General features: G+C 71.5%; 19 protein-coding genes. 5 read left to right on the plus strand and 14 right to left on the minus strand.

From position 1 onward, the window contains the following. The first annotated feature begins 72 nt into the window (after positions 1-72). Positions 73-582: a GNAT family N-acetyltransferase gene (locus tag AB0B66_RS21830; RefSeq protein ID WP_360532627.1), complete on the plus strand. Its 510-nt coding sequence runs from the start codon at positions 73-75 to the stop codon at positions 580-582. Between the two features lie 6 nt (positions 583-588). Here the strand turns inward: AB0B66_RS21830 and AB0B66_RS21835 are convergent, their stop codons facing one another. Beyond that, positions 589-1,617 carry a LacI family DNA-binding transcriptional regulator gene (locus AB0B66_RS21835; protein ID WP_360532630.1) on the minus strand — a complete coding sequence of 343 codons (1,029 nt, stop codon included), beginning with the start codon at positions 1,615-1,617 and terminating at the stop codon, positions 589-591. Between the two features lie 273 nt (positions 1,618-1,890). On the opposite strand from AB0B66_RS21835, the gene AB0B66_RS21840 reads away from it, so the two are divergent. Then, entirely contained in the window at positions 1,891-4,635 is a 2,745-nt protein-coding gene (locus AB0B66_RS21840; protein ID WP_360532633.1) for a beta-L-arabinofuranosidase domain-containing protein, read from the plus strand. Between the two features lie 212 nt (positions 4,636-4,847). On the opposite strand, the gene AB0B66_RS21845 is transcribed toward AB0B66_RS21840, so the two are convergent. The 9 genes from AB0B66_RS21845 to AB0B66_RS21885 form a co-directional block, all read right to left on the minus strand. After that, positions 4,848-5,864: a LacI family DNA-binding transcriptional regulator gene (locus tag AB0B66_RS21845; RefSeq protein WP_360532636.1), complete on the minus strand. Its 1,017-nt coding sequence runs from the start codon at positions 5,862-5,864 to the stop codon at positions 4,848-4,850. A 124-nt stretch (positions 5,865-5,988) separates the two neighbouring features. Next, on the minus strand, positions 5,989-7,491 hold the full coding sequence (araA, locus tag AB0B66_RS21850; RefSeq protein ID WP_360532639.1) for an L-arabinose isomerase: 1,503 nt from the start codon (positions 7,489-7,491) through the stop codon (positions 5,989-5,991). A 29-nt stretch (positions 7,492-7,520) separates the two neighbouring features. Next, positions 7,521-8,510, minus strand: coding sequence for a galactofuranose ABC transporter, permease protein YjfF (gene yjfF / locus AB0B66_RS21855; RefSeq protein WP_360532642.1), 990 nt, complete (start codon positions 8,508-8,510; stop codon positions 7,521-7,523). Then, on the minus strand, positions 8,507-9,577 hold the full coding sequence (locus AB0B66_RS21860) for an ABC transporter permease (protein ID WP_360532645.1): 1,071 nt from the start codon (positions 9,575-9,577) through the stop codon (positions 8,507-8,509). The genes yjfF and AB0B66_RS21860 overlap by 4 nt, the downstream gene beginning before the upstream one ends. 67 nt (positions 9,578-9,644) lie before the next feature. Further along, positions 9,645-11,186, minus strand: a complete 1,542-nt coding sequence (locus tag AB0B66_RS21865; protein WP_360532648.1) for a sugar ABC transporter ATP-binding protein — start codon at positions 11,184-11,186, stop codon at positions 9,645-9,647. A 171-nt stretch (positions 11,187-11,357) separates the two neighbouring features. Further along, positions 11,358-12,359: an ABC transporter substrate-binding protein gene (locus AB0B66_RS21870; RefSeq protein ID WP_360532651.1), complete on the minus strand. Its 1,002-nt coding sequence runs from the start codon at positions 12,357-12,359 to the stop codon at positions 11,358-11,360. Between the two features lie 130 nt (positions 12,360-12,489). Beyond that, entirely contained in the window at positions 12,490-13,167 is a 678-nt protein-coding gene (locus AB0B66_RS21875) for an L-ribulose-5-phosphate 4-epimerase (protein WP_360532654.1), read from the minus strand. Continuing rightward, positions 13,164-14,831 (minus strand): ribulokinase, encoded by a 1,668-nt coding sequence (gene araB, locus AB0B66_RS21880; protein WP_360532657.1) that lies wholly within the window; start codon positions 14,829-14,831, stop codon positions 13,164-13,166. The genes AB0B66_RS21875 and araB overlap by 4 nt, the downstream gene beginning before the upstream one ends. A gap of 420 nt (positions 14,832-15,251) precedes the next feature. Continuing rightward, positions 15,252-16,535 carry an Ig-like domain-containing protein gene (locus AB0B66_RS21885; protein WP_360532660.1) on the minus strand — a complete coding sequence of 428 codons (1,284 nt, stop codon included), beginning with the start codon at positions 16,533-16,535 and terminating at the stop codon, positions 15,252-15,254. Between the two features lie 320 nt (positions 16,536-16,855). On the opposite strand from AB0B66_RS21885, the gene AB0B66_RS21890 reads away from it, so the two are divergent. Beyond that, complete coding sequence (locus AB0B66_RS21890; protein ID WP_360532662.1) at positions 16,856-17,416, plus strand: RICIN domain-containing protein; 561 nt, start codon at positions 16,856-16,858, stop codon at positions 17,414-17,416. 28 nt (positions 17,417-17,444) lie between these two features. Here AB0B66_RS21890 and AB0B66_RS21895 read toward each other — a convergent pair whose 3' ends face one another. From AB0B66_RS21895 to AB0B66_RS21905, 3 genes are all read right to left on the minus strand, one after another. Continuing rightward, positions 17,445-19,781: a tetratricopeptide repeat protein gene (locus AB0B66_RS21895; protein ID WP_360532665.1), complete on the minus strand. Its 2,337-nt coding sequence runs from the start codon at positions 19,779-19,781 to the stop codon at positions 17,445-17,447. Between the two features lie 127 nt (positions 19,782-19,908). Beyond that, on the minus strand, positions 19,909-20,724 hold the full coding sequence (locus AB0B66_RS21900) for an NAD(P)H-binding protein (RefSeq protein WP_360532668.1): 816 nt from the start codon (positions 20,722-20,724) through the stop codon (positions 19,909-19,911). Positions 20,725-20,818: 94 nt separating this feature from the next. Further along, the gene (locus tag AB0B66_RS21905) at positions 20,819-21,715 is read right to left on the minus strand and encodes an RNA polymerase sigma-70 factor (RefSeq protein ID WP_360532671.1); all 897 of its coding nucleotides are present in this window, start codon (positions 21,713-21,715) and stop codon (positions 20,819-20,821) included. 183 nt (positions 21,716-21,898) lie between these two features. Here AB0B66_RS21905 and AB0B66_RS21910 point away from each other — a divergent pair, with 183 nt between their 5' ends. Continuing rightward, positions 21,899-22,285, plus strand: a complete 387-nt coding sequence (locus AB0B66_RS21910; protein ID WP_360532674.1) for a DoxX family protein — start codon at positions 21,899-21,901, stop codon at positions 22,283-22,285. Positions 22,286-22,327: 42 nt separating this feature from the next. Here AB0B66_RS21910 and AB0B66_RS21915 read toward each other — a convergent pair whose 3' ends face one another. Next, positions 22,328-22,699, minus strand: a complete 372-nt coding sequence (locus tag AB0B66_RS21915) for a hypothetical protein (protein ID WP_360532677.1) — start codon at positions 22,697-22,699, stop codon at positions 22,328-22,330. Between the two features lie 105 nt (positions 22,700-22,804). Between AB0B66_RS21915 and AB0B66_RS21920 the strand changes: the two genes are divergently transcribed. Further along, positions 22,805-23,770 (plus strand): hypothetical protein, encoded by a 966-nt coding sequence (locus AB0B66_RS21920; protein ID WP_360532680.1) that lies wholly within the window; start codon positions 22,805-22,807, stop codon positions 23,768-23,770. The last annotated feature ends 47 nt before the right edge of the window (positions 23,771-23,817 follow it).

Here is a 23,817-nt window from a genome sequence, read left to right on the forward strand (position 1 = left end):
GCACCCCCAGTGCATGAATATGGCGAACACAACTCGCGCGCCCGTCCACCGGTCGATCCGTACCCTGTGGTGGTGATCCGTTCTGCCACTGTCGAGGATGCGGCCGCCATCGGCCGGATCAAGGTCCGCTCATGGAGATCGGCGTACGCGGAGTTCATGGCCGCGCCGCTGCTCGGCGCGCTTGATCCCGTCCAGGAAGCCGCGGACTGGGCCGCGTACGTGACGACCATGCCGGGTGGGCACAGGTTGTGGGTGGCCGAAGGCGACGGCGCCGTCGTCGGCTTCTGCCGCACGGGGCCGGCCGACCACGATCCGGATCTCGGCACGGACGCCGGTGAGGTGTACGGGCTGTATGTCGATCCCGGCCACGTCGGCACGGGATTCGGCCGGCAGCTGTTCAGCCATGCCGTCGAGGAGCTGCGAGCCCGGGGCCGGCGACCCGTGTGCGTGTACGCCTACCGGCCCAATGCGCACGCGGTGCGTTTCTACCAGCGCGCCGGTTTCTCCCTCGACGGCACCACCCGCCTGGACGACGCCGACCCGATCGGCGTCGCCGAGGTGCGGCTGGTCGACCGGCGCTGAGCGCCGTCAGTTCACCGGCGGCGGGCCGCTGCTGGCCCGCACGACCAGCGACGGAGGCACCCGCGGGTGGCGCGCGACCCCCAACGGCCGGTCGACACCGAGCAGTTCCAGCAGCGCCGCCAGGCAGCGACGGCCGACCTCGTCGAAGTCCTGCCGCACGGTGGTCAGCGGCGGCGACAGGTACGCCGCCTCGGGGATGTCGTCGAAGCCGACGACGCTGACGTCCTCCGGCACCCGCACGCCGCGCTCGTGCAGCGCCCGCAGCATGCCCAGCGCCTGCTGATCGTTGGCGCAGAAGACCGCGGTCACGTCGCCGCGATCGGCCAGCTGCCGACCCGCCTCGTAGCCCGAACGCGGGCTCCAGTCACCGGCGAGCACCGGCGGAACGCGGCGGCCCGCCGCTTCCAGGGCCGCCCGCCAGCCGTCGATCCGGTCGCGGGCCTCCAGCCAGTCCTTGGGGCCGGACAGGTGCCACACCGTCTCGTGTCCCAGGTCCAGCAGGTGCTCGACGGCCAGCCGGGCGCCCGCGACCTGGTCCACGGAGACGGTCGGCAGGTCGCCGGCCATGTCCGACTCGACCACGACCGCCGGCACGCCGCTGGGCAGGCTGCCCGCAGCCGCTGCCGCGGTCAGCAGCGGCGCGATGATCACGACGCCGGCCACGGACTGCTCGGCCAGCCGGTTCACCGCGTCGACGACGCCGCCGCGGTCGAGCCGCTCCAGGGCCACGATGCTGATCCCGTATCCGGTATGCCGCGCCGCCCGCTCGATGCCGAGCAGGGTCGCGGCGGGGCCGTAGAGGATGGTGTCGAAACTGACCACCCCGATGACCCGCGACCGCCGACCCGCCAGCCCTCGCGCCAGCGCGTTCGGGCGGTAGTTGAGCTGTTTCACGGCACGCAGCACCCGCTCGCGGGTCTCGTCGCGCACGCTCGGGTGATCGTTCAGCACCCGGGACACGGTCTGGTGCGACACGCCCGCGAGGCGCGCGACATCCTTGATCACCGCTGCCCGGGCGGCCGGCTGCTGACTCATCGTGACCCCCTGTCGGCGCATCGTACCCCACGCACGATCTTCGCCTTCATCCTCGAACCCCGCGCCCACCAGCAACCCGACGGAAACATTTTCGGAACGTCTTGACGCCTCGATTGTTATCGGTCACATTCATGAGGCGGGATCGAGGGCGCGCGATATGACCGCTTCAACCTGCACCGCATGGCACCGTCCTGCCGTCCCGGCTTGCGTTGCAGGACACCCATGTGATCGGTCACGCCGCCGAGGTCCCTTCCTCCACGTCAAGGAGCTCCTATGTGGTCACCGTCCCTGTCCCGCCGCCGCCTGCTGCAGGCCGCCGGCGTCGCCACCGCGGCCGCGGCCGCGCCCGCCCTCACCGCCACCGAAGCCGCCGCGGCGGCGATACCCCCTGCCCGCGCCGACCTCGGCGTCTCGGCCCACCCCTTCGATCTCTCCGAGGTACGGCTCACCACCGGCCGCTGGCTCGACAACCAGAACCGCACGCTCAGTTACCTCCGGGACGTCAGCGTCGACCGGCTGCTCTACGTGTTCCGTGCCAACCACCGGCTGTCGACCAACGGGGCCGCGGCCACCGGCGGTTGGGAGGCCCCCACCTTCCCGTTCCGCAGCCACAGCCAGGGCCACTTCCTCACCGCGTGGGCGCAGGCCTGGGCCGTGCTCGGCGACACCACGTGCCGTGACAAGGCCACCCAGATGGTCGCCGCCCTGGCCGCCTGCCAGGCCAACAACTCGGCCGCCGGGTTCACCGCCGGATACCTGTCGGGCTTTCCCGAGTCCGACTTCACCGCCCTCGAAGCGGGCAACCTCACCAACGGCAACGTGCCGTACTACGCCCTGCACAAGACCCTGGCCGGCCTGCTGGACGTGTGGCGCCTGATCGGCAGCACCCAGGCCCGCGACGTGCTGCTGAGCTTCGCCGGCTGGGTCGACTGGCGCACCGGCCGGCTGAGCACCTCGCAGATGCAGTCCGTGCTGGGCAGGGAGTTCGGCGGTATGAACGCCGTGCTGGCCGACCTCTACCAGCAGACCGGCGACTCCCGCTGGCTCACCGTCGCGCAGCGCTTCGACCACGCCGCCGTCTTCAACCCCCTGGCCGCCAACCAGGATTCGCTGAACGGCCTGCACGCCAACACCCAGGTGCCCAAGTGGATCGGCGCGGCCCGCGAGTACAAGGCGACCGGCACCACCCGCTACCGCGACATCGCCACCAACGCCTGGAACATCACCGTCAACGCGCACACCTACGCCATCGGCGGCAACAGCCAGGCCGAGCACTTCCGCGCCCCCAACGCCATCGCCGCGTACCTGAACACCGACACGGCCGAGGCCTGCAACACGTACAACATGCTCAAGCTGACCCGGGAGCTGTGGCTGCTGAACCCGGACAACGCCGCGTACTTCGACTTCTACGAGCGCGCGCTGCTCAACCACCTCATCGGCCAGCAGAATCCGGCCGACAGCCACGGGCACTTCACGTACTTCACCCCGCTGAACCCGGGCGGCCGCCGCGGTGTGGGCCCGGCCTGGGGCGGCGGCACCTGGAGCACCGACTACGGCACGTTCTGGTGCTGCCAGGGCACCGGCATCGAGACCAACACGAAGCTGGCCGACTCGATCTACTTCTACAACGGCACCACGCTGACCGTGAACCTGTACACGCCGTCGGTGCTGACCTGGGCCTCCCGTGGCATCACGATCACCCAGACCACCACGTACCCGGTCAGCGACACCACCACACTCACGGTGACCGGCAGTGTCAGCGGATCGTGGTCGATGCGGCTGCGCATTCCGTCCTGGACCACCGGGGCCACCGTCAGCGTCAACGGCACGGTCCAGAGCATCACCGCGACACCGGGCACGTACGCCACCCTGACCCGGTCCTGGACCTCCGGCGAGGTCGTGACCGTCAAGCTGCCCATGCGGGTGGTCATGCGGGCGGCCAACGACGTCGCCAACGTCTCCGCGGTCACCTACGGCCCGGTCGTGCTCGCCGGCAACTACGGCAACACCAGCCTGTCCGCGCTGCCCAGCCTGACCACCAGCACGGTGACCCGCACCAGCACCAGCTCGCTGGCGTTCACCGCCACCGCCAACGGGGCCACGGTCAACCTCGCGCCCTTCCACGACGCCCACGGCTACAACTACACCGTCTACTGGAACGCCGCAGGGCAAGGCGGCGGCACCGGCGGTGCGGTGTTCCGGCTGGCCAACGCGGCCAGCGGGCTGGTCCTCGGGGTGCAGAACATGTCCACGGCCGACGGCGGGCTCGCCGTGCAGTGGGCCGACAACGGCACCGCCGACCACAACTGGGAACTCATCGTCGACGGGTCGGCGCTGCGGCTGCGCAACGCCAACAGCGGCAAGGTCCTCGGCGTGGAGAACATGTCCACCGCCGACAACGCCCGCGTCATGCAGTGGGCCGACAACGGCACCGCCGACCACCGCTGGACGGTCGTCGACAACGGCGACGGCTCCCACAAGCTGCGCAACGTGCACACCGGCAAGCTGCTGGCGATCCTCAGCGGGTCCGCCGCCCAGGGCGCGCAGGCGGTGCAGGACCCCGACAACGGCACCGCCGACAACCTCTGGCGCTTCGTACCCGAGGGCGCGCGGCGTATCCAGAACGTCGCCTCCGGCCTGGTGCTGGGCGTGCAGAACATGTCCACCGCCGACGGCGGCCTGGTGCTCCAGTGGGGCGACACCGGCACCGCCGACCACCTGTGGACCGCGCTCGTCGACACCGGCGGCTACCTGCGCCTACGCAACGGCAACAGCGCCAAGGTGCTCGGCGTGGAGAACATGTCCACCGCGACCGGAGCCCGGATCATGCAGTGGGCCGACAACGGCACCGCCGACCACCGCTGGCGCCTGCGCCACGCCTCGAACGGCACCTTCCGCATCCAGTGCGCCAACGGCGGCAAGGTTCTCGCCGTCACCGGCAGCTCAACGTCCCAGGGCGCCCAGATCGTCACCGCCGACGACTCCACCGCCACCGACCGCCTCTGGCGCTTCCTCTGACCCCGTCCACCCCCACCCACCGACCCGTCTTTTCATAAACGTTGGCCTATCTCATCGAAAATTCGTGGCTCGAATTCGATGAGATAGGCCAACGTCGATGCAGGTCGGCTGGTGTGGGTGTGCGGCGGGGCGCGGCACGGCCGGGCCGGGGCGGGGCGGGGCGGGGCGGGTGAGTGTTGTCGCGATCGGGCTGGTGGGCGGGGAAGGCCAGGTCAGGCCGGTGGGCCGCTGCTGGCGCGGACCATGAGGGTGGGGGCGACGCGGGGGTGCGGGGGCGCGTCGGGGGTGTCGTGGGCGTCGAGGAGGTCCAGCAGGGCGGCCAGGCAGCGGCGGCCGACCTCGTCGAAGTCCTGGCGCACCGTGGTCAGCGGCGGGGACAGGTACTCGGCCTCGGGGATGTCGTCGAAGCCGACGACGCTGACGTCCTCCGGCACGCGGATGCCGCGTTCATGCAGGGCCCGCAGCATGCCCAGGGCCTGCTGGTCGTTGGCGCAGAACACGGCGGTGACGTCGGAGCCGATCCGGTGCCCGGCCTCGTAGCCCGAGCGCGGGCTCCAGTCGCCGACGATCGCCGCCGGGACGCGGCGGCCCGCGGCCTCCAGGGCCTGCCGCCAGCCGTCGACGCGGTCGCGGGCCTCCAGCCAGTCCTTCGGCCCGGTCAGGTGCCACACCGTCTCGTGGCCGAGTTCGAGTAGGTGCTCCACGGCCAGCCGGGCCCCGGCGACCTGGTCGACGGAGATGGTCGGCAGGTCCCCGGCGGTGTCGGATTCGACGACCACGGCGGGTACCCCGGTCGGCAGGCTGTGCGCCGCCGCGGCCGCCGTCAGCAGCGGCGCGATGATCACGACTCCGGCCACGGACTGCTCGGTGAGCCGGTTGACCGCCTCGGTCACGCCCGCGCGGTCGAGTTTCTCCAGGGCCACGATGCTGATGCCGTATCCGGCGTGCCGGGCCGCCCGCTCGACACCGAGCAGCGTCGCGGCGGGGCCGTACAGGATGGTGTCGAAGCTGACCACGCCGATGACCCGGGAACGCCGCCCGGCCAGGCCCCGGGCCAGCGCGTTGGGCCGGTAGTTGAGCTGCCGGACGGCCACCAGCACCCGTTCGCGGGTCTCGTCGCGCACGCTCGGGTGGTTGTTGAGCACCCGGGACACGGTCTGGTGCGAGACCCCGGCGAGGCGGGCGACGTCGTTCATCACCGCCGCGCGGGCGGCCGGCTGCTGGCTCATGGCTGCTGCTCCCCTGACGGCACATCGTATCGCATGTTGATCAACTTTCGTCGCGGACGGCCGACAGGTCGACGGATGCGCGCACCCTCGCCGGGTGGGCGCATCCGTCGTCTGCGGGGTGGGCTCAGAATCCTCGGGCCAGCCGGTAGTAGGCCTGGTTCCAGCGGATCTCGTCGGCGAAGCGGCGGGTGGTGGTGTCCGCGTCGATCACGACGAGTTCGGTGCGCGCCATCTCGGCCAGGTCGTGCAGTTCCTCGACGCCGACGGCTTGGGAGAGCACGGTGTGGTGCGGGGCCCCGGCGGTGATCCACGCCTCGGCGGAGCCGGCCAGCGACGGACGGGGACGCCAGACCGCGCGGGCGACCGGCAGCTTCGGCAGCGGCTGCGGCGGGGCCACGACGTCGATCTCGTTGGCGACCAGCCGGAACCGCTCGCCCATGTCGGCCAGACCCATCACCACGGCGGGGCCGGGCTGGGCGTCGAACACCAGCCGGACCGGGTCCTCCCGGCCGCCGATGCTCAGCGGGTGGATCTCCACGTTCGGGGTGTCGGCCGCGATGGTCGGGCAGACCTCCAGCATGTGCGCGCCGAGCACCAGTTCGTTGCCCGGGGTGAGGTCGTAGGTGTAGTCCTCCATGAACGAGGTGCCACCGGCGGTGCCGACCGACATCGCCTTCAGCGTGCGGACCAGCACAGACGTCTTCCAGTCGCCCTCGCCGCCGAAGCCGTAGCCGTCGGCCATCAGCCGCTGCACCGCGATGCCGGGCAGCTGCCGCAGGCCGCCGAGGTCCTCGAAGTTGGTGGTGAACGCGCGGAACCCGCCCGCCTCCAGGAAGTTGCGCAGGCCGGCCTCGATGCGGGCGGCGTAGCGCAGCGAGTCGTGGCGCTCACCGCCCGGACGCAGCTCGGCGGCGACGCGGAAGGTGTCGTCGTACACCTTGACCAGCTCGTCGATCTGGGAGTCGGCGACCGCCGCGACGGCGTCGACCAGGTCGTTGACGCCGTAGGTGTTGACCGAGACGCCGAAGCGCAGTTCGGCCTCGACCTTGTCGCCCTCGGTCACGGCCACGTCGCGCATGTTGTCGCCGAAACGGGCCAGGCGCAGCGAGCGCATCGCCGACCAGCCGATCGCCGCGCGGGTCCACGCGCCGACCCGGGCGACCACCCGCGGGTCGGACACGTGGCCGGCGACGGTCTTGCGGGCGACCCCGAGCCGGGTCTGGATGTACCCGAACTCGCGGTCGCCGTGCGCGGCCTGGTTGAGATTCATGAAGTCCATGTCGATCTCGTCCCAGGGCAGCAGGACGTTCGCCTGGGTGTGCAGGTGCAGCAGCGGCGTGGTCAACGCATCCAGCCCGGAGATCCACATCTTCGCCGGGGAGAAGGTGTGCATCCAGGCGATGACCCCGACGGCGCCCTGTGCGGCGGCCTCCCGGCACACCTGCAGGATCTCGCCGCTGGAGGTCAGGACGGGCTTCCAGACCACCCGCGCCGGGATGCCCGGCGACTCGTCGAGGATACGGGCGATCTCCCGGGACTGGCCGGCGACCTGGCGCAGGGTCTCTTCGCCGTACATGCCCTGGCTGCCGGTGAGGAACCAGACCTCGGGCTGGGGATGCGTTGTCATGTGCGTGCCTTCCGCGATACGGGTCGGGGTTACTTCTTGCGGATGCCGATGAGGCGTTGGAGCAGGATGAACGCGAACAGCAACCCACCGATCACGATCTTGGTCCACCACGAGTTGAGGCTGCCGTCGAAGGTGATGAGGGTCTTGATCACGCCGAGGACGAGCACCCCGAGCACGGTCCCGAAGACGTACCCGGACCCGCCGGTGAGCACCGTGCCGCCGATGACGACCGCGGCGATGACGTCGAGCTCCATGCCGACGGCGATCAGCGGGGCGCCGGACAGCGTGTAGAACGACAGCAGGATGCCGCCGATCGCCGAGCACAGGCCGCTGATGACGTACACCGCGATCTTCGTCCGGCCGACGGGCAGGCCCATCAGCAGCGCCGACTGCTGGTTGCCGCCCAGGGCGTAGACGTTGCGGCCCAGCCGGGTGTACGCCAGCACGAAAGCGCCCACGAGCACGACCACGAACGCGACCAGCACGCTGATCGACACGAAGTTGCCCTTCGGGTCACCGATGCGCTCCTGGGCCATGGCGGTCCAGAACGGATCCGTGATCGGGATCGACTCTTTGCTGATGAAGGTGCACATGCCCCGGGCGAAGAACATGCCGGCCAGGGTCACGATGAACGGCTGGATGTCGAAGAAGTGGATGACGCAGCCCATCAGCAAGCCCAGCGTCGGCCCGACGAGCAGCGCGATCACCAGTACCGCCGCGGGATGCATGCCACCTCGCAGCAGCGACGCCGACATCATCGCCGTCATCGCGACCACGGAGCCGACGGACAGGTCGATGCCGCCGGTGAGGATCACGAACGTCATGCCGACCGCGACGACCAGCAGGAAGCCGTTGTCGATGAAGACGTTGAAGACGACCTGGATGTTGGAGAAGGCGCGGTACTGCGAGACGCCGACGCCGTACATGACCAGCAGCAGGGTGAGCGTGGCCAGCACCGGCACGTACCGCTGCGGGATACGCCACCAGTCGCGGGTGGGGGTGAGCGAGCTCGTGGTCATGCCGGCACCTGCTCCTTGCTCTGGTCGGCCGCCGTCGGCGCGGCGGGCGCGGCGGGTCGCCGGCGCGCGAACCTGGCCCGGAACGCGGGGGCCTGGACGAGGCAGACGATGATCACGACCACGGCCTTGAACAGCAGCGACGTCTGCGGCGAGATGTTCATCGCGTACACGGTGGTGGTCAGGGTCTGGATGAGCAGCGCGCCGAGGATGGTGCCGCTGAGCGAGAACCGCCCCCCGGCCAGCGACGTGCCGCCGATCACGACGGCGAGGATCGCGTCGAGTTCGATCCACAGGCCGGCCGCGTTGCCGTCGGCGCTGGACACGTTCGCGGTGACCATGAACCCGGCGATGCCGGCGCACACCGCGCTGATGACGTACACCAGGAACGTGATGCGGGCCGAGCGGATGCCGGCCAGCCGGCTGGCCTCGGCGTTGCCGCCGACCGCCTCGATGATCATGCCGAGCGCGGTGCGGCGGGTCACCGCGGCGACCAGCAGCGCGACGCCCGCCGCGATGAAGATGGCCAGCGGCAGGGTGAGCAGGTAGCCGACGCCGACGGACTTGTACGGCTCGGAGTTGATGGTGATGATCTGGCCCTCGGTGATCAGCTGGGCCAGGCCGCGCCCGGCCACCATCAGGATCAGCGTGGCGATGATCGGCTGGATGCCGATGATCGAGACGAGCGCCCCGTTCCACGCGCCGAGCAGCAGCGACAGCCCGATGCCCAGCGCCAGCGCGACCAGCACGCCGCTCAGGGCGTTCTGGTCCGGCTGCTGACTGATGTGCAGGCAGGCGATCGCGCCGCTGATCGCGCACATCGAGCCGACCGACAGGTCGATGCCGCCGGTGGCGATGACCAGGGTCATGCCGAGCCCGACCAGGATCAGCGGAGCGGCCAGCCGCAGGATGTCGACGAGGCTGCCGTAGAGGTGCCCGTCCTTCATCTCGACCGGCAGGAAGCCGGGCCGGTAGATCGTATTGGCCACCAGCAGCGCCACCAGCGCGACCGCGGGCCAGAACAGCGAGTGGGCGGTGACGGCGTCCCACCGTGCCTTCGAATTGCTCATGCCCTCTCCTCGCTTCGCTCGTCGACGGCATATGCCCTGAGCCTGCTGATTCGCTCGCTGCGCTCGCTCATGCTTCCGGCCCTTCGTGGTGCGTGCCGCTGGCGATGGTCTGCATGACGCGGTCGGCGTCCACCGTGTGATCGTTGGCCAGCTCGGTGACCAGCTGCCGGTCCCGCATGACCACGATCTTGTGGCTGAGCCGCAGCACCTCCTCCAGCTCGGCGGAGATGAACAGCACCGCCATGCCCCCGTCGGACAGCTGCACCACCAGCTTCTGGATCTCGGCCTTCGCACCGACGTCGATGCCCCGGGTGGGCTCGTCGAGGATCAGCAGCCGCGGCTCGGTGATCAGCCACCGGGCCAGCAGCACCTTCTGCTGGTTGCCGCCGGACAGGTTGCGCACCGGGATCTCGGGATCAGCGGGGCGGATGCTCAGCGCCTTGACGTACTTGTCGACCAGCTCGTCCTGGCGGCGGCGCGGCACGGGGCGCAGCCAGCCTCGCGCGGCCTGCATCGCGAGGATGATGTTCTCGCGCACGCTCAGCTCGCCGACCAGGCCCTCGGTGCGCCGGTTCTCGGAGCAGAACGCGATGTCGTGGCCGATCGCGGCGATCGGGTTGCGCAGCGACGCCGGTTTGCCGTCGACGGCGGTCCGGCCGTGGTCGGCCCGGTCCGCGCCGAACAGCAGGCGGGCCACCTCGGTGCGGCCGGAGCCGAGCAGCCCGGCGAGGCCGACGACCTCGCCGGCGTGGATGGTCAGGCTGAACGGCGCCACCGATCCCTTGCGGCCCAGCTCCTCGGCCTGCAGGAACGGCGTGCTCGCCTCCAACGCGGCGAGGTCGCGTTTGGACTGCTCGTCCAGGCTCTCCAGCACGTCGAGTTCCTTGCCGATCATCTTCTCGACCAGGGCGAGCTGCGGCAGCTCGGCGGTCGGATACTCCCCCACCAGGCGGCCGTTGCGCAGCACCGTGATCCGGTCGGCGATGCCGTAGACCTGGTCGAGGAAGTGCGTCACGAAGATGATCGCGATGCCCTCGTCGCGTAGCTGGCGCATGATGCGGAACAGCTGCTCCACCTCGGTCGCGTCGAGGCTGGAGGTGGGCTCGTCGAGGATGAGCACCCGGGCCTGGATGTCGATGGCGCGGGCGATGGCGACCATCTGCTGCACGGCCAGCGAGTACGTGCCGAGCAGCTGGGTCACGTCGATGTGCAGGTCGAGCCGGGCCAGCAGGTCGCGGGCCCGGCGACGCATCTCGCCCCAGCGGATCGCGCCGAGGGTGCGTGGCTCGCGGCCGATGAAGATGTTCTCCGCCACCGACAGGTTGGCGCAGAGGTTGACCTCCTGGTAGACGGTGCTCACCCCGGCGGCCGCGGCCTGCATCGGGCCGGTGAACGACACCTGCTGCCCGGCCAGCTCGATGTCGCCCGCGTCGTGGGCGTACACACCGGTCAGCACCTTGATCAGGGTGGACTTTCCGGCGCCGTTCTCGCCCATGAGGGCGTGCACCTCGCCGGGGAACAGCCGGAAGTCGACGCCGTCGAGCGCGCGCACCCCCGGGAAGGACTTGCTGATGGCGGTCATCGTCAGGACCGGTTGCCTACCCGACATCCCATCCGACCTTTCGCTGAGTACTGGGTAAGGGGTCGCCGCGGCCGGCCGCCGAGGGCCGGCACCGCGGCGAGGACGTCGGCCGGAAGCGGTGTGCCCCGCCGATCCGGCTCCGTCTGCGGTGATGGAGGACGGGGCCGCCGCACGGCGTGCGGCGGCCCCGGGTGCGGATCAGTACTTGCGGTTCGGCAGTGCCGCCTTGGCCTGCTCCGGCGTGAAGGTGCCTTCCTCGGTCTCGATGCGCTGGGGAACGGTCTCCCCGGCCTTGACCTTCTTGACCAGGTCCATCAGCTGGGGCCCGAGCAGCGGGCTGCACTCGGCGATGAAGTTGAACTTGCCGTCGGCCAGGGCCTGCATGCCGTCCTTGACCGCGTCGATCGTGATGATCTTGATGTCCTTGCCCGGCACCTTGCCCGCGGCGGTGATCGCCTCGAGCGCACCCAGGCCCATGTCGTCGTTGTGCGCGAACAGCACGTCGATCTTCGGGTTGGCCTTCAGGAACTGCTCCATGACGGCCTTGCCGCCGGCCCGGGTGAACTCACCGGTCTGCGACGCGATGATCTTCAGGTTCGGGTTGGCGGCGATGGCGTCGCCGAAGCCCTTCTTGCGGTCGTTGGCCGGGGCCGAACCCGTGGTGCCCTGCAGCTCCACGATGTTGACCGGGCCGGTCGCCGCCTTCATCTCGTTGACCAGCCACTCACCGGACAGGCGGCCCTCCTTGACGAAGTCCGAGCCGATGAACGTCTTGTACAGCGACTTGTCCGCCGAGTCCACCGAGCGGTCGGTCAGGATGACCGGGATGCCGGCGTCCTTGGCCTCCTTGAGCACGGTGTCCCAACCCGACGACACCACCGGCGAGAAGGCGATGACGTCGACCTTCTGCTGGATGAAGTTGCGGATCGCGGTGATCTGGTTCTCCTGCTTGCCCTGCGCGTCGTCGAACTTCAGCTCGATGTTCGCCGCCGTCGCGGACTCCTTGATCGAGTTGGTGTTCGCGGTGCGCCAGCCGCTCTCGGCGCCGACCTGCGAGAAGCCGAGCGTCAGCTTGCCGTCGTCGGCCGGCTGCTCGCCGGTGTCGCTGTTGCCGCACGCGGCCAAACCGGTCGCGAGCAGAGTTGCGGTCAGCACCGCGACGGCGCGGCGTCGCGTGATGGCCTTGCCCATGGTGAGCATGCGATCTCCTTGGATGAGGATGGGCCTACCCCCGCGCGCCGTGTGGGACGCCGGCGCGCGGCCTTCGCTGTGGAGCTGGTGGTGCGGTGATGCTGCGGTGAGAGGATCGGGGTGGTGCCACCGCCGGTACCTAATCGGCGGACAACTGGCGGCCGGCCTGGCCGTACACGTTCTGGTAGCGGTCGTAGAGGGAGTCCACGTCGGCCTGCGCCATCGGCAGCGGCTGCCCGAGCACCCTGGCCAGGTGCGCGGTGCGCGCGACGTCCTCGCACATCACCGCGGCCTTGACCGCGGCGCGGGCGTCCTTGCCGATGGTGAACACCCCGTGGTTGCGCATCAGCACCGCGGGCGAGCGGTGCCCGGTCAGCGTCTCCACGATGCCCTTGCCGATGTCGTCGCCGCCGATCAGCGCGAACGGCCCGATCGGGATCTCCCCGCCGAACTCGTCGGCCTGCGCCGTCAGGTGGCATGCGATCGCCTCACCTCGCGCCGCCCAGGCGGTGGCGTACGTGCTGTGCGTATGCACCACACCACCCACCTCAGGCATGGCCCGGTAGACGTAGGCGTGCGCCGCGGTGTCGCTCGACGGCGACAGGTCGCCCTCGACGACCACCCCGTCCAGGTCACAGACGATCATGTTGTCCGCGCTGAGGTCGTCGTAGGACACCCCGCTCGGCTTGATGACCATCAGCTCCCGCCCCGGCACCCGCGCCGACACGTTCCCGGAGGTCCAGGCCACCAGCTGGTATCGGGTCAGCTCGGCGTGCAGCGACGCCACGGTCTGCCGCAGCTCGGCCATGACGCTCATGCCGCAACCCCCAGCGCTACGGTCGGCTCGTCGGCCGAGTGCTGGTGGGCGGCGTTGCGGATGGCGCGCAGGCGCAGCATGACGTCGTTCGCGCCGCGTCCGAAGTGGTCGTGCAGCAGCGCGTACTCGGCGTAGAGCGCGTCGTAGGCGCGGGCGCGGTCCGGGTCGGGCTGGTAGACGCCCCGCTCGACGCGGCCCATCGCGTCCGACGCCTCGTGCACGTCGGCGTACGCCCCGGCGGCGACCGCGGCGTGGATCGCCGAGCCCAGCGCCGGGCCCTGCGCCGAGCCGATGATGCTCAGCGGCCGGCCGGTCACGTCGGCGTAGATCTGCATCAGCAGCCGGTTCGTGGTCAGGCCGCCCGCGACGACCAGCTCGGTGACCGGCACCCCGGCCGCGGCGAACGCCTCGATGATCATGCGGGTGCCGTACGCGGTCGACTCCAGCAGCGCCCGGTAGACATCCGCCGGGCGGGTGGCCAGGGTCATGCCGACGATCAGGCCGCTCAGGTCGTGGTTGACCAGCAGCGAGCGGTTGCCGTTCCACCAGTCCAGCGCGATCAGCCCGTGCGCCCCGACCGGCTGCGCCGCGGCCAGTTCGGACAGCCGCTCGTGCGAGTCGAAACCCGCCGGGGCCGCGTGGTCGACGAACCAGCCGAAGATGTCACCGACGCCGCTCTGCCCGGCCTCGTAGCCCCAGGCGCCGGCGCTGATGCCGCCGTCGACGACGCCGCACATGCCCGACACCTCCGCCGGCACGGTGCCGTTGACGACGTGGCAGGTCGAGGTGCCCATGATGGCGACCAGCCGGCCCGGGTCGAGGGCCTGCGCGGCAGCGGCGGTGACGTGCGCGTCGACGTTGCCGACCGCGACCGCGATGCCCTCCGGCAGCCCCGTCCACGCGGCGGCCTGCGCGGTGAGCGAGCCGGCCCGGCCGCCCAGCGGCAGCAGCGGACCGTCCAGCTTGGCCACGAAGTCGGCGAAGCCCGGGTTGAGCGCGGCGAGGTAGTCCTTCGACGGGTACGCCCCGTCCTGGAAGATGCCCTTGTAACCGGCGGTGCAGACGTTGCGGGTCTCGACCCCGCACAGCTGCCAGATGATCCAGTCCGCGGCCTCGATCCAGCGCTGCGCCCGGTCGTAGATCTCCGGGTCCTCCTCGAGCAGCTGCAGGCCCTTGGCGTACTGCCACTCCGCCGAGATCTTGCCGCCGTAGCGGCCGATCCACGGCTCCCCGCGCTCGTGGGCCAGGGCGTTGACGCGGTCGGCGTGCGGCTGCGCGGCGTGGTGCTTCCACAGCTTCACCCACGCGTGCGGGCGGTGGCGCAGCTCCGGCAGCTCGCACAGCGGCGTGCCGTCGGCCAGCGCCGGCAGCACCGTGCACGCGGTGAAGTCGGTGCCGATGCCGATCACGTCGGCCGGGTCGACGCCCGCCGCGGCCAGCGCCGCCGGGACCGCGTTACGCAGCACGTCGCGGTAGTCGTCGGGGTCCTGCAGCGCCCAGTCCGGCGGCAGCGGCGCGCCGGACGCGGCGAGCACGCCGTCCATGACGCCGTGGCGGTACTCGTGCACCGCCGTGCCGACCTCGGCGCCGTCGCTGACGCGGACCACCAGGGCCCGGCCGGACAGCGTGCCGTAGTCGACACCGACGACGTACCGGTCGCTCATGTCTTCCTCCGCTCGGTTGCTGGCACACAGTGTTAGCGCTCACATCAAGAGGCGTCAAGACATGCCCCCGCAACAGATACGTAACGGCCGCTGACGCTGAGCGGCCCAAGAACTTGCGCAACTCGGGATGCAGACGACATGGCCGGGTCCAGCCGGTTTCCGGCTTCCCTTGACGGCAACCTATGTGTGCGTTAACACTATCGCTGCAATTCGAGTCCGGAACGCAGCCGGATCGAGTCCGCGGACTTGCCGCACGCCCGGTACGCGGCGGCAGCTCGACGGCGGGCGGGGGTGGCACTTCATGCGGTGAGAGCGGCACCCCCGCCCGCTCCATCCCGCGACCGTCCGGCATGGACGATCGCGGGCAGGCTCACGCCCGCAGGCCCCGGTCGGGACCTACGGGAGGAGGGAGAGCACCGGTCAGGCGGCCGGCGAAGGCGACGCGTCCGGTGAGGGCGACGCGTCCGGCGACGGCTCGTACGGGATCGCGCTGCCCTTGACGTACTCGTCCCAGGGCTTGTCGAAGTCGGTCCAGCCGTTGCCGTACTGCAGCTTGCGCGGCGTGCCCTTGGTGATGACCGGATCGCCGATCATCGTCTGCTCGAACAGCCACTTCGCGTCGGCGGTGGACATGTTGACGCAGCCGTGCGAGACGTTGCGCACGCCCTGGTCCTTCACCGACCACGGGGCCGCGTGGATGAACTCTCCACCCCAGGTCAGCCGCTGCGCGTAGACGATGTTCGTCCGGTAGCGGTTGTTCGGGTTGGGGTCGCTGGTCGTGTCGAACACGGTCTTGGCGAGCCGCTCGATGATCACCGTGGTGCCGCTCGACGACGGCATGCTCGCCCGGCCGAGGCTGACCTTGATGGTGCGTACGGTGACGCCGTCCTTGACGACCTTCATCACCTTCGGCTTGGCTTTGTCGTCGATCGTCATCACCAGCGAACGGCCGATGGAGCAGGTCAGCGTCGAGTTGCGCGCACCGAAGAAACCGTCGCCCAGGGGCAGCCCGCCCGCGCGCACGTCGACGAACACCTTCGTGCCCGCCTGCCAGAACTCCCGGGGCCGCCAGTGCAGCTCGTCGTCGGTGTACCAGGTCCAGATGCCCTCCTGCACGGGCGTGGTCTGCACCAGCAGCCGCCGCTGCAGCGCCGCCCGCTGCGCCTGGGGAATCTTGCGGCTGAGCCGGAAGATCAGCGGCATGCCGACGCCGACCACGGCGCCGTCGGGCAGGAAACTGACGACCCGGACGGTCTTGTCCGGCTGGGCCATCGTCGTGAACGTCGACGTGGCCGTGGCGGGCCGCCCGTCGTCACCGGTCGCGGTGACCGTGACGGTGTAAGCCGTCCCGTACGCCAGCGCCTTGGCGGGCAGCCAGCCCTTGCCGTCGGGGTGCATCTCGCCCGGCACGTCCGCCCCGGCCGCGTCCTTGAGCACGACCTGCGTCGAGACGGCGTCGGTCGCGGCGAACACGATCTCGGCGGAGGCGGGGACCTCGGTCGCCGCGGTGGCGGGTTCGGTGATGGCGACCTTGGCCTTCGGCGGCGGGGCGTCCGGGCTCTGGCCGCCGGACGGCGAGGTCCCGGACGGGCCCTTGCCGCCCGTGCAGGCGGCAAGGCCGATCGCGGCGCCCGTCAGGCCCAGGGCGGCCAGGGCGGACCGGCGCGTCAGCGGGCCCAGGTCGGTGCGGGGGAAGGAGGGCATGCGTTCCTCACCAGCTAGTACGGGGCGGACGCCGGCCCGCGGGTGGAGCGGGCAGGCGTCGACGATCCCGGCCAACTGTACGCGGCGGTACGCGAGGGAACCTCACGACGGCGGTGCCCGGGCGCGTCACGGCGGCTCCGGCGGTCCGCGGCGCGCGGCGCGCACCGTCCGGTCGTGTCCGGTGCCCACCGCCCGGACATGCCCCGGTGAGCTGCACCTTCATCGGGCGTCACGACCGTCCTGTCCGGACCCGCGGATCCCGCCACCGCGGCGGTGACACGGTCATTCCACGACATCCGAACGAACAGAAGGAGTCACGGATGAGCATCCGGCACAGGCTGGCCACCCTGGTCCTGGCCGCTGCCGTCGCGGCGGTCACCGGTCTGGCGGCCGCGGGGCCCGCGAACGCGGCGCCCACGACGCAGGACAACCAGACCATGGGGGTCGGGGTCTTCGAGCAGATCCGCAACGAGTACTCGTACAAGTGCCTGATCCCGAAGGGCAACTCCAGCAACCACAACGCCCCGATCGTGCAGCGCAGCTGCGAGAACCGGCCGCACCACCGCTGGGCGCTGTTCCCGACCAGCAACGGGTACTACTGGATCGTCAACCAGGGCAGCGGCCTGTGCCTCGACCTCGCGGCCAACAGCGAGGACGAGGTGCAGATCGGCACCCGGGTGCAGCAGTTCACCTGCAACGCGGCGTTCACCAGCGAGGAGTGGACGCCGATCTCGTACTTCGGCACCGGGCGCTACCTGTACCAGAACAAGGTCAAGGGCCTGTGCCTGGACGTACTGGGGCGCTCCACCGGCAACGACGTCCCGCTGCAGGTCATCGAGTGCAAGCTGTACGAGCCCGCGCAGCAGTTCTACTACCAGTGAGAACGGTCCCGCCCGGCGGGGCGTCGCCTCAGGCGGCGTCCAGCCGGGCGCGCACCGCGTGCGCGTTCTCGTGGCCGATCCGGTCGAGGATCTCCCACGCCTCCTGCAGCGCCGCCCGCGCGGCGGCCTCGTCCCCGGCAGCGAGCCGGGTCTCGGCGAGATTCTGCAGGGTGGCCGCCGTGCCGAACCGGTCGCCGTCGGCCCGGAACATCTCCAGCGCCCGCTCGTAGCACGACGTGGCCGCCGCGAGGTCCCCAAGATGGTGGTGCGCGTGGCCGAGGCTGTCCAGGGTGTCCGCGACGCCCTGCGGGTCGGCGACCCGCTGCAGCCGCTCCAGCGCCCGCCGGCAGTAGACGACCGCCTGGCGGTGGTCGCCGAGCAGGCCGAGCTGCCAGCCCACCGCGTTGAGGGTGTACGCCTCCCCCGCCGTGTTGCCCGACGCGGTGAACAGCTCCAGCGCGCGCCGCGAGTGCTCCAGCGCCTCCCGGTGCCGGTGCGCCCGCTCCAGGGTCTGGCCGAGGTTCAGAAACGTCTGGGCCAGCCCGTCGGTGTCGCCGAGTTCGGTGAAGTCGTCCAGGGCCTGCTTGAGCTGCCCGTGGGACTCGTCGTGGCGGCCCAGCCGGGAGCAGACCCGGGCCAGGTCGCGGTGCGTGTGCGCCTGCCCGGCGAGATCGCCGTCCCGCTCGGCCGCGCTCAGCACCAGCTCCTCGATCTCGTGCCACTGCGCCCACCTCGCCCGCCGGTCCAGGTGACCGGACAGGCACCAGGCGAGCTGCCAGGCGTGCCGGCCGAACCCGGTGGCGCACGCCTGCCGGATCTCGGCCGCCAGCACCCCCAGCTCCGCGTCGAACCAGGCCTGGGCGGCCCTGCCGTCGGCCAGTGCCACGGCCGTGACGCCGTCGCCGCACGCTCCGAGGGTGATGTCGCTGAACGGCGGGTGCAGCAGGACCGCCGCGCGGTGCGCGGTGTGCAGGTAATGGTCGAGCAACCGCCGTGTGGCCGCGCGCCGGTCGGCGGCGCTGTCGGCGTCGTGCGCCAGCTCGCGGGCGTACGCCCGGACCAGGTCGTGCATCGCGTACCGGCCAGGCCGGTGCTCGGTGAGCAGGCCCGCATCGGCCAACCCGGCCAGCAACCGCCGTGCCGCGCCGACCGGCACGTCCACGAGGCTCGCCGCCGCCACGGGTGTGATGTCGCCACCCGCGGCCAGGCCCAGCAGCCGCAGCGCCCGCGCCGCCGGCGCGTCGAGGGTGCGGTACGACCAGGAGAAGACGGCGCGCACGTCGGTGGCCTCGTCGCCGGTCCGCAGCGCCTCCAGCTCCCCCGGCTCCTCGCGCAGCTCCCGGGCCAGCTCCGCCAGCGACAGCGCGGGCTGCAACGCCACCCGGCACGCCGCGACGCTGAGCGCCAGCGGCAGCCGGGCGCAGGCGCGCACGATCCCGTCGGCTGCTTCGCGCTCAGCGTGCAGCCGCTGCTCGCCGATGCGCGAGGCGAGCAGGTCGGTGGACTCCCCCGCGCTGAGCGGGTCCAGGTGCAGCACCTGCGCGGCCTGTGCCACGACCAGCCCCGCCAGGCGACTGCGGCTGGTCACCACGGCCCGGCAGCCCGGCCCGCTCGGCAGCAGCGACCGCACCTGCTCCGCGTCCCGGGCGTTGTCGAGCACGACCAGCACCCGCCGGTTCGCGAGCAGGCTGCGGTACAGCACGAGCTGGGCGTCGGGGCTGGTCGGCAGCCGGTCCGGCGGCACCCCGAGCGCTTCCAGGAAACCGCGCGTCGCCTCGGCAGCCGACATCACCGCCCCAGAGGGTTCGAATCCGCGCAGGTCGACGTAGAGCTGACCGTCCGGGAACCGGGCCGCGACCTGGTGCGCCCACTGCACGGCCAGGGACGTCTTGCCGATGCCCGGCGGCCCGGTGATGATCACCGGATCGGCTGCCGCGGTCAGCGCGGCCAGTTCGGCTTCGCGCCCCACGAAGGTCCGGGGTCGGGGCGGCAGTCCCCGCGGCGGGGCTTGCTCCGGCTCGGCCGCGTCCGGGCCGCCGGGCGCGGACACCTCGCTCAGCAGCTGCTCGACCGCAGTGTGCCGCCGCCGCCAGTAGTCCTCGACGCCGAACTTTCCGGACAGGTGCGCGGCCCGCCCGTGCTGCCCCGCGTACGCATGGCAGCGGGCCACCACCGCGCGGACGACCCGCCAGTCCGGCAGGCGCTCGACGCGCCCGTTGAGGATCGCCCCGAGCTGGCTCTTGCCCAGCCCCACCTCCGCCGCCAGCGTGCGCAGGCTCGGCCCGCCCGCCTGCTCGCGCAGGTGGCGCAGGTCGTCGCAGAGGCGACCGAGCAGTTCCTGGCCGGCACCGCCCGATACCGTCATCGCTCCCCCTGTATCGATGGCTGTCTCCAGCCTAGGAACCCCGCCGGGCCGCGCTTATCCGCGATCGGACGATGTCGCTCTGCCGACATCGCCCTCGTTGTTGCGGACAACGGCGGCTACGAGCCGTTCAGGCGAGCGCCGTCGCCACGGCCTGCCGCAGCGTCGCGGGTGGGCGGCCGAGCACGCGCGCCAGGTCCGGCGTCTGCCGCTCCAGCGCTCCCGACCCGGCCAGCCCCATCAGAAAGCCCATCGGCCCCGGGATCGGTTCGGCGGCCTCGTGATACTCGACCGTGCGGCCCGCGACGTCGCCGAGAGTCGCGGCCAGCTGCGGATACGTCCACACCGGACCGGTGAAGTCGTAGCCGTGGCCAAGATGCGCGTCGTCGGTGAGCACGTTCGCGGCGGCCTCGGCCAGGTCTGCCCGCGATGCCGTGTTGAGCCCACGTCCGCCGGTGCCGCTGACCAGCTGACCCGCCTCGACCGCCGCACGCAGGCCCGCGTTGATGAAGGCGTCGCTGTAGAACGGATGACGCAGCATCGTGTATGCGAGCCCGCTGCCGACGATCGCCTGCTCGGTGGCGTGGTGGGCGGCGTTCGGGCCGTCGCCGCCGCGGTCGGCGCCCAGGAAGCTGGTGTACGCGACGGCCCGCACGCCCGCTGTCACGGCCGCGTCGACCGCGGCCAGGTGCTGCCTGGTCCGCCGCTCCGGGGCCAGTTCGGGCGAGGAGATCAGCAGCAGCCGCCGCGCGCCCCGAAACGCGGTGACCAGGCTCGCGGGGTCGTCGTAGTCACCGTGTCGCACGTCGACCCCGCGTGCGGCGAGGTCCGCGCACCGGGCGGGGTCGCGCACCGCGGCGGCGACGGCGTCGGCGGGCAGCCGGCTCAGGAGCCGCTCGATGACCAGGCGGCCGAGCGCGCCGGAGGCCGCGGAGACGACGATCATGTGCTTTCCTCGCTCCACCCTGTCGTCCGACGATCGGACTCAGCCAACACCGGTGGAGACGAGGAGTGCCACCGATTTTCTCCGCCGGGCCGTGTCAGCGACTCAGCGCGGTCTCCTGCTCCACTCGCGACAGCTTCTCCGGGTTGCGCACGACGTAGAGCCCGGACACGGCACCGCCCTCGACCCGTGCGGCGACTACGCTGTCGACCTCCCCGTCGAGCCGCATGAGCAGCGCCGGACACCCGTTGATCTGCACCGGATCGAACGTCACCAGAGCGCCCACCTTCTTCCAGCCCGCGACCAGCAGGCGGGCGACCTTGTCGGCGCCCACGACGGGCCGGAGCACGGCCTGCCGAACTCCGCCGCCGTCGCTCAGGACCACCACGTCCGGGGCGAGCACGTCGAGCAGGCTCTGCATGTCGCCCGTCTCGACCGCGCGGTGGAAGGCGGTCAGGACGGCCCGGGTCTGCGCCGGGGAGACAGCGTCGCGCGGTCTGCGGGCGGCGACGTGCGCCCGTGCCCGGTGGGCGATCTGCCGGATCGTGGCGGGGCTCTTGCCGACGGCGTCGGCGATCTCGTCGTACCCCAGATCGAAGACCTCGCGCAGCACGAACACCGCCCGCTCGGTCGGCCCGAGCGTCTCCAGCACCAGCAGCATCGCCATCGAGACGCTGTCGGCGAGTTCGACGTCCTCGGCCACGTCCGGCGTGGTCAGCAGCGGTTCGGGCAGCCAGGGCCCGATGTAGGACTCCTTGCGCCGGCTGAGGGTGCGCAGGCGGCCGAGCGCCTGCCGGGTGGCGATCCTGACCAGGTACGCGCGCGGGTCGCGCACCTGCTCGAGCGCGACGCCCGCCCAGCGCAGCCACGTCTCCTGGAGGACGTCCTCCGCGTCGGCCGCCGAGCCGAGCATCTCGTACGCGACGGTGAAGAGCAGGTTGCGGTGGGCGACGAACACCTCGGTCGCCGGGTCCGGCCGGTCTGCCTCGCTCATCGGTGACTCCTTCCCGCGGTCCCACCACAAGACGCCGGACAGGGGCCCGGTGCGACAGATCCGGTCCGTGACGCGCGTCACCGACCGCTGCTGTCACAGCCGTCGCGGAACCGGCATCCCATGTTCGAACCCCAGCCCGCAGGGCCGAAGCCCTGTCGTCCCAGGACATCAAGGAGACACCCCATGAACCTCGCACTGTGGATCGTCGCAGGGCTGCTCGCCACCGCCTACCTGTTCGGCGGAGCCGGCAAGCTGATAATGCCGAAGGAGCGGATCGAGGCCTTCGGGCCCAGCTCGAAGTGGGTCGAGGACTTCAGCCCCGGTGCTGTCAAGGCGATCGGCGCGCTGGAGGTCCTGGCGGCGGTCGGCCTGATCCTGCCGGCCGTGCTCGACATCGCGCCGGTGCTGGTGCCGCTCGCCGCCCTCGGCCTGATGCTCGTCATGACCGGTGCCGCGATCACCCGCATCCGGCGTCGCGAGTACCGGTACATGCTGGTGGACCTGGTCTATCTCGCGCTCACCGGGTTCATCGCGTGGGGGCGCTTCGGGCCCGAGTCCTTCCTCGGCTGAACCGGCGGCCGGACGCCCAGGTCGCCCGGCCGCCGTCGCCGGTCAGCGGAACCCGTCGCGCAGGCGGCGGAAGAAGCCGCCCTCCATCGGCAGCGGCGCGGCCGGCGGCGGGGCCTCCCGGCGCTGGCGGGCGATCGGCTGGTCGTAGTCGGTGCGCGCGATGGCGTCGATGACCTGCTCCTCGGTGAAGTCCTCGGAACCGGGGATGTGCGGGACGAACCCGACGAGCATCCCGTCGCGCAGCACCTGCGCCTCCAGGCCCGCGGTGCCGTCGGTGTCCCACAGCGCCTCACGGCCGTCGGGCAGCGCGATGCGGACGCCGACCTTGCGGTGGCCGCCGCCGAGGGACAGGTGCGCGGGCACCCCGCGGTCACGCAGACGGTCCACCACTAGCCGGGCTCGGTTCTCGTCCATGCGCCCACGGTAACCAGCCACGCTGGGCAGATGCTGGGAACCACGCCGAGGCCTCGGGGCACGGCCGCGTGGACAGACCGCGCCGTGCTTTCTACGCTGGCGGGCATGACCGGTGGCGCTTCTGTGATCGACTGGCTGCTCGACGCGGATCCCGCGATCAGGTGGCAGGTGATGCGTGATCTGCTCGACGCCCCGCAGCCGCAGTGGGCGGCCGAGCGCGCGGCGGTCGAGACGACCGGCTGGGGCGCCAGGCTGCTCGCCCTGGCCGACGACGACGGGCAGTGGGCAGGTGGCGCGTTCGCTCCACGCGGGTTCGACTCGCGCGAGTGGCACGAGGTCGGGCAGCCGTGGACGGCCACCTCGTTCACGCTGCAGCAGCTGCGGGAGTTCGGCCTCGACCCCGGCTCGAAGTCGGCTGCCCGCACCGTCGCGCTGGTCGGCGCCCACTCGCGCTGGGACCACGACGGCCAGCCGTACTGGGAGGGCGAGGTCGAGGAGTGCATCAACGGCCGGACCCTCGCCGACGGCGCGTACTTCGGGGCCGACGTCTCCGGGATCGCGCAACGGCTCGTCGGCGAGCGTCTTGCCGACGGCGGGTGGAACTGCGAGCGGCAGAACGGCTCGCTCCGCTCGTCCTTCCACAGCACCATCAACGTGCTGGAAGGGCTGCTGGAGTTCGAGCGGGCCACCGGCGGCACCCCGCAGACCCGCTCGGCACGTGCCTCGGGCGAGGAGTATCTGCTGGCACGTGGCCTGTTCCGCCGCGTGAGCACCGGCGAACCGGCCGACGAGCAGTTTCTGAGTCTCACGTATCCGCACCGCTGGCACTACGACGTGCTGCGAGGGCTGGACCACTTCCGTGCCGCCGCCGTGCTGACCGGCGCGACGCCCGACCCGAGGCTGGGCGACGCGGTCGGCTATCTGCGCTCGCGACGGCTGCCGGACGGCACGTGGCCCCTCGACAGCAGGTTGCGGGGCCGGGTCTGGTTCGAGCTGGACGACGGGCCGGGCAAGCCGTCACGCTGGGTGACCCTGCGCGCGATGCGGGTGCTCGCCTGGTGGGACCGCTGAGAGACGTGCCGGGAACGGTCATGCACGCCGGCGGTCGGCCGGCGTGC

It is taken from the genome of Catellatospora sp. NPDC049111, from assembly GCF_040648615.1.
Lineage (GTDB): Bacteria > Actinomycetota > Actinomycetes > Mycobacteriales > Micromonosporaceae > Catellatospora > Catellatospora aurea.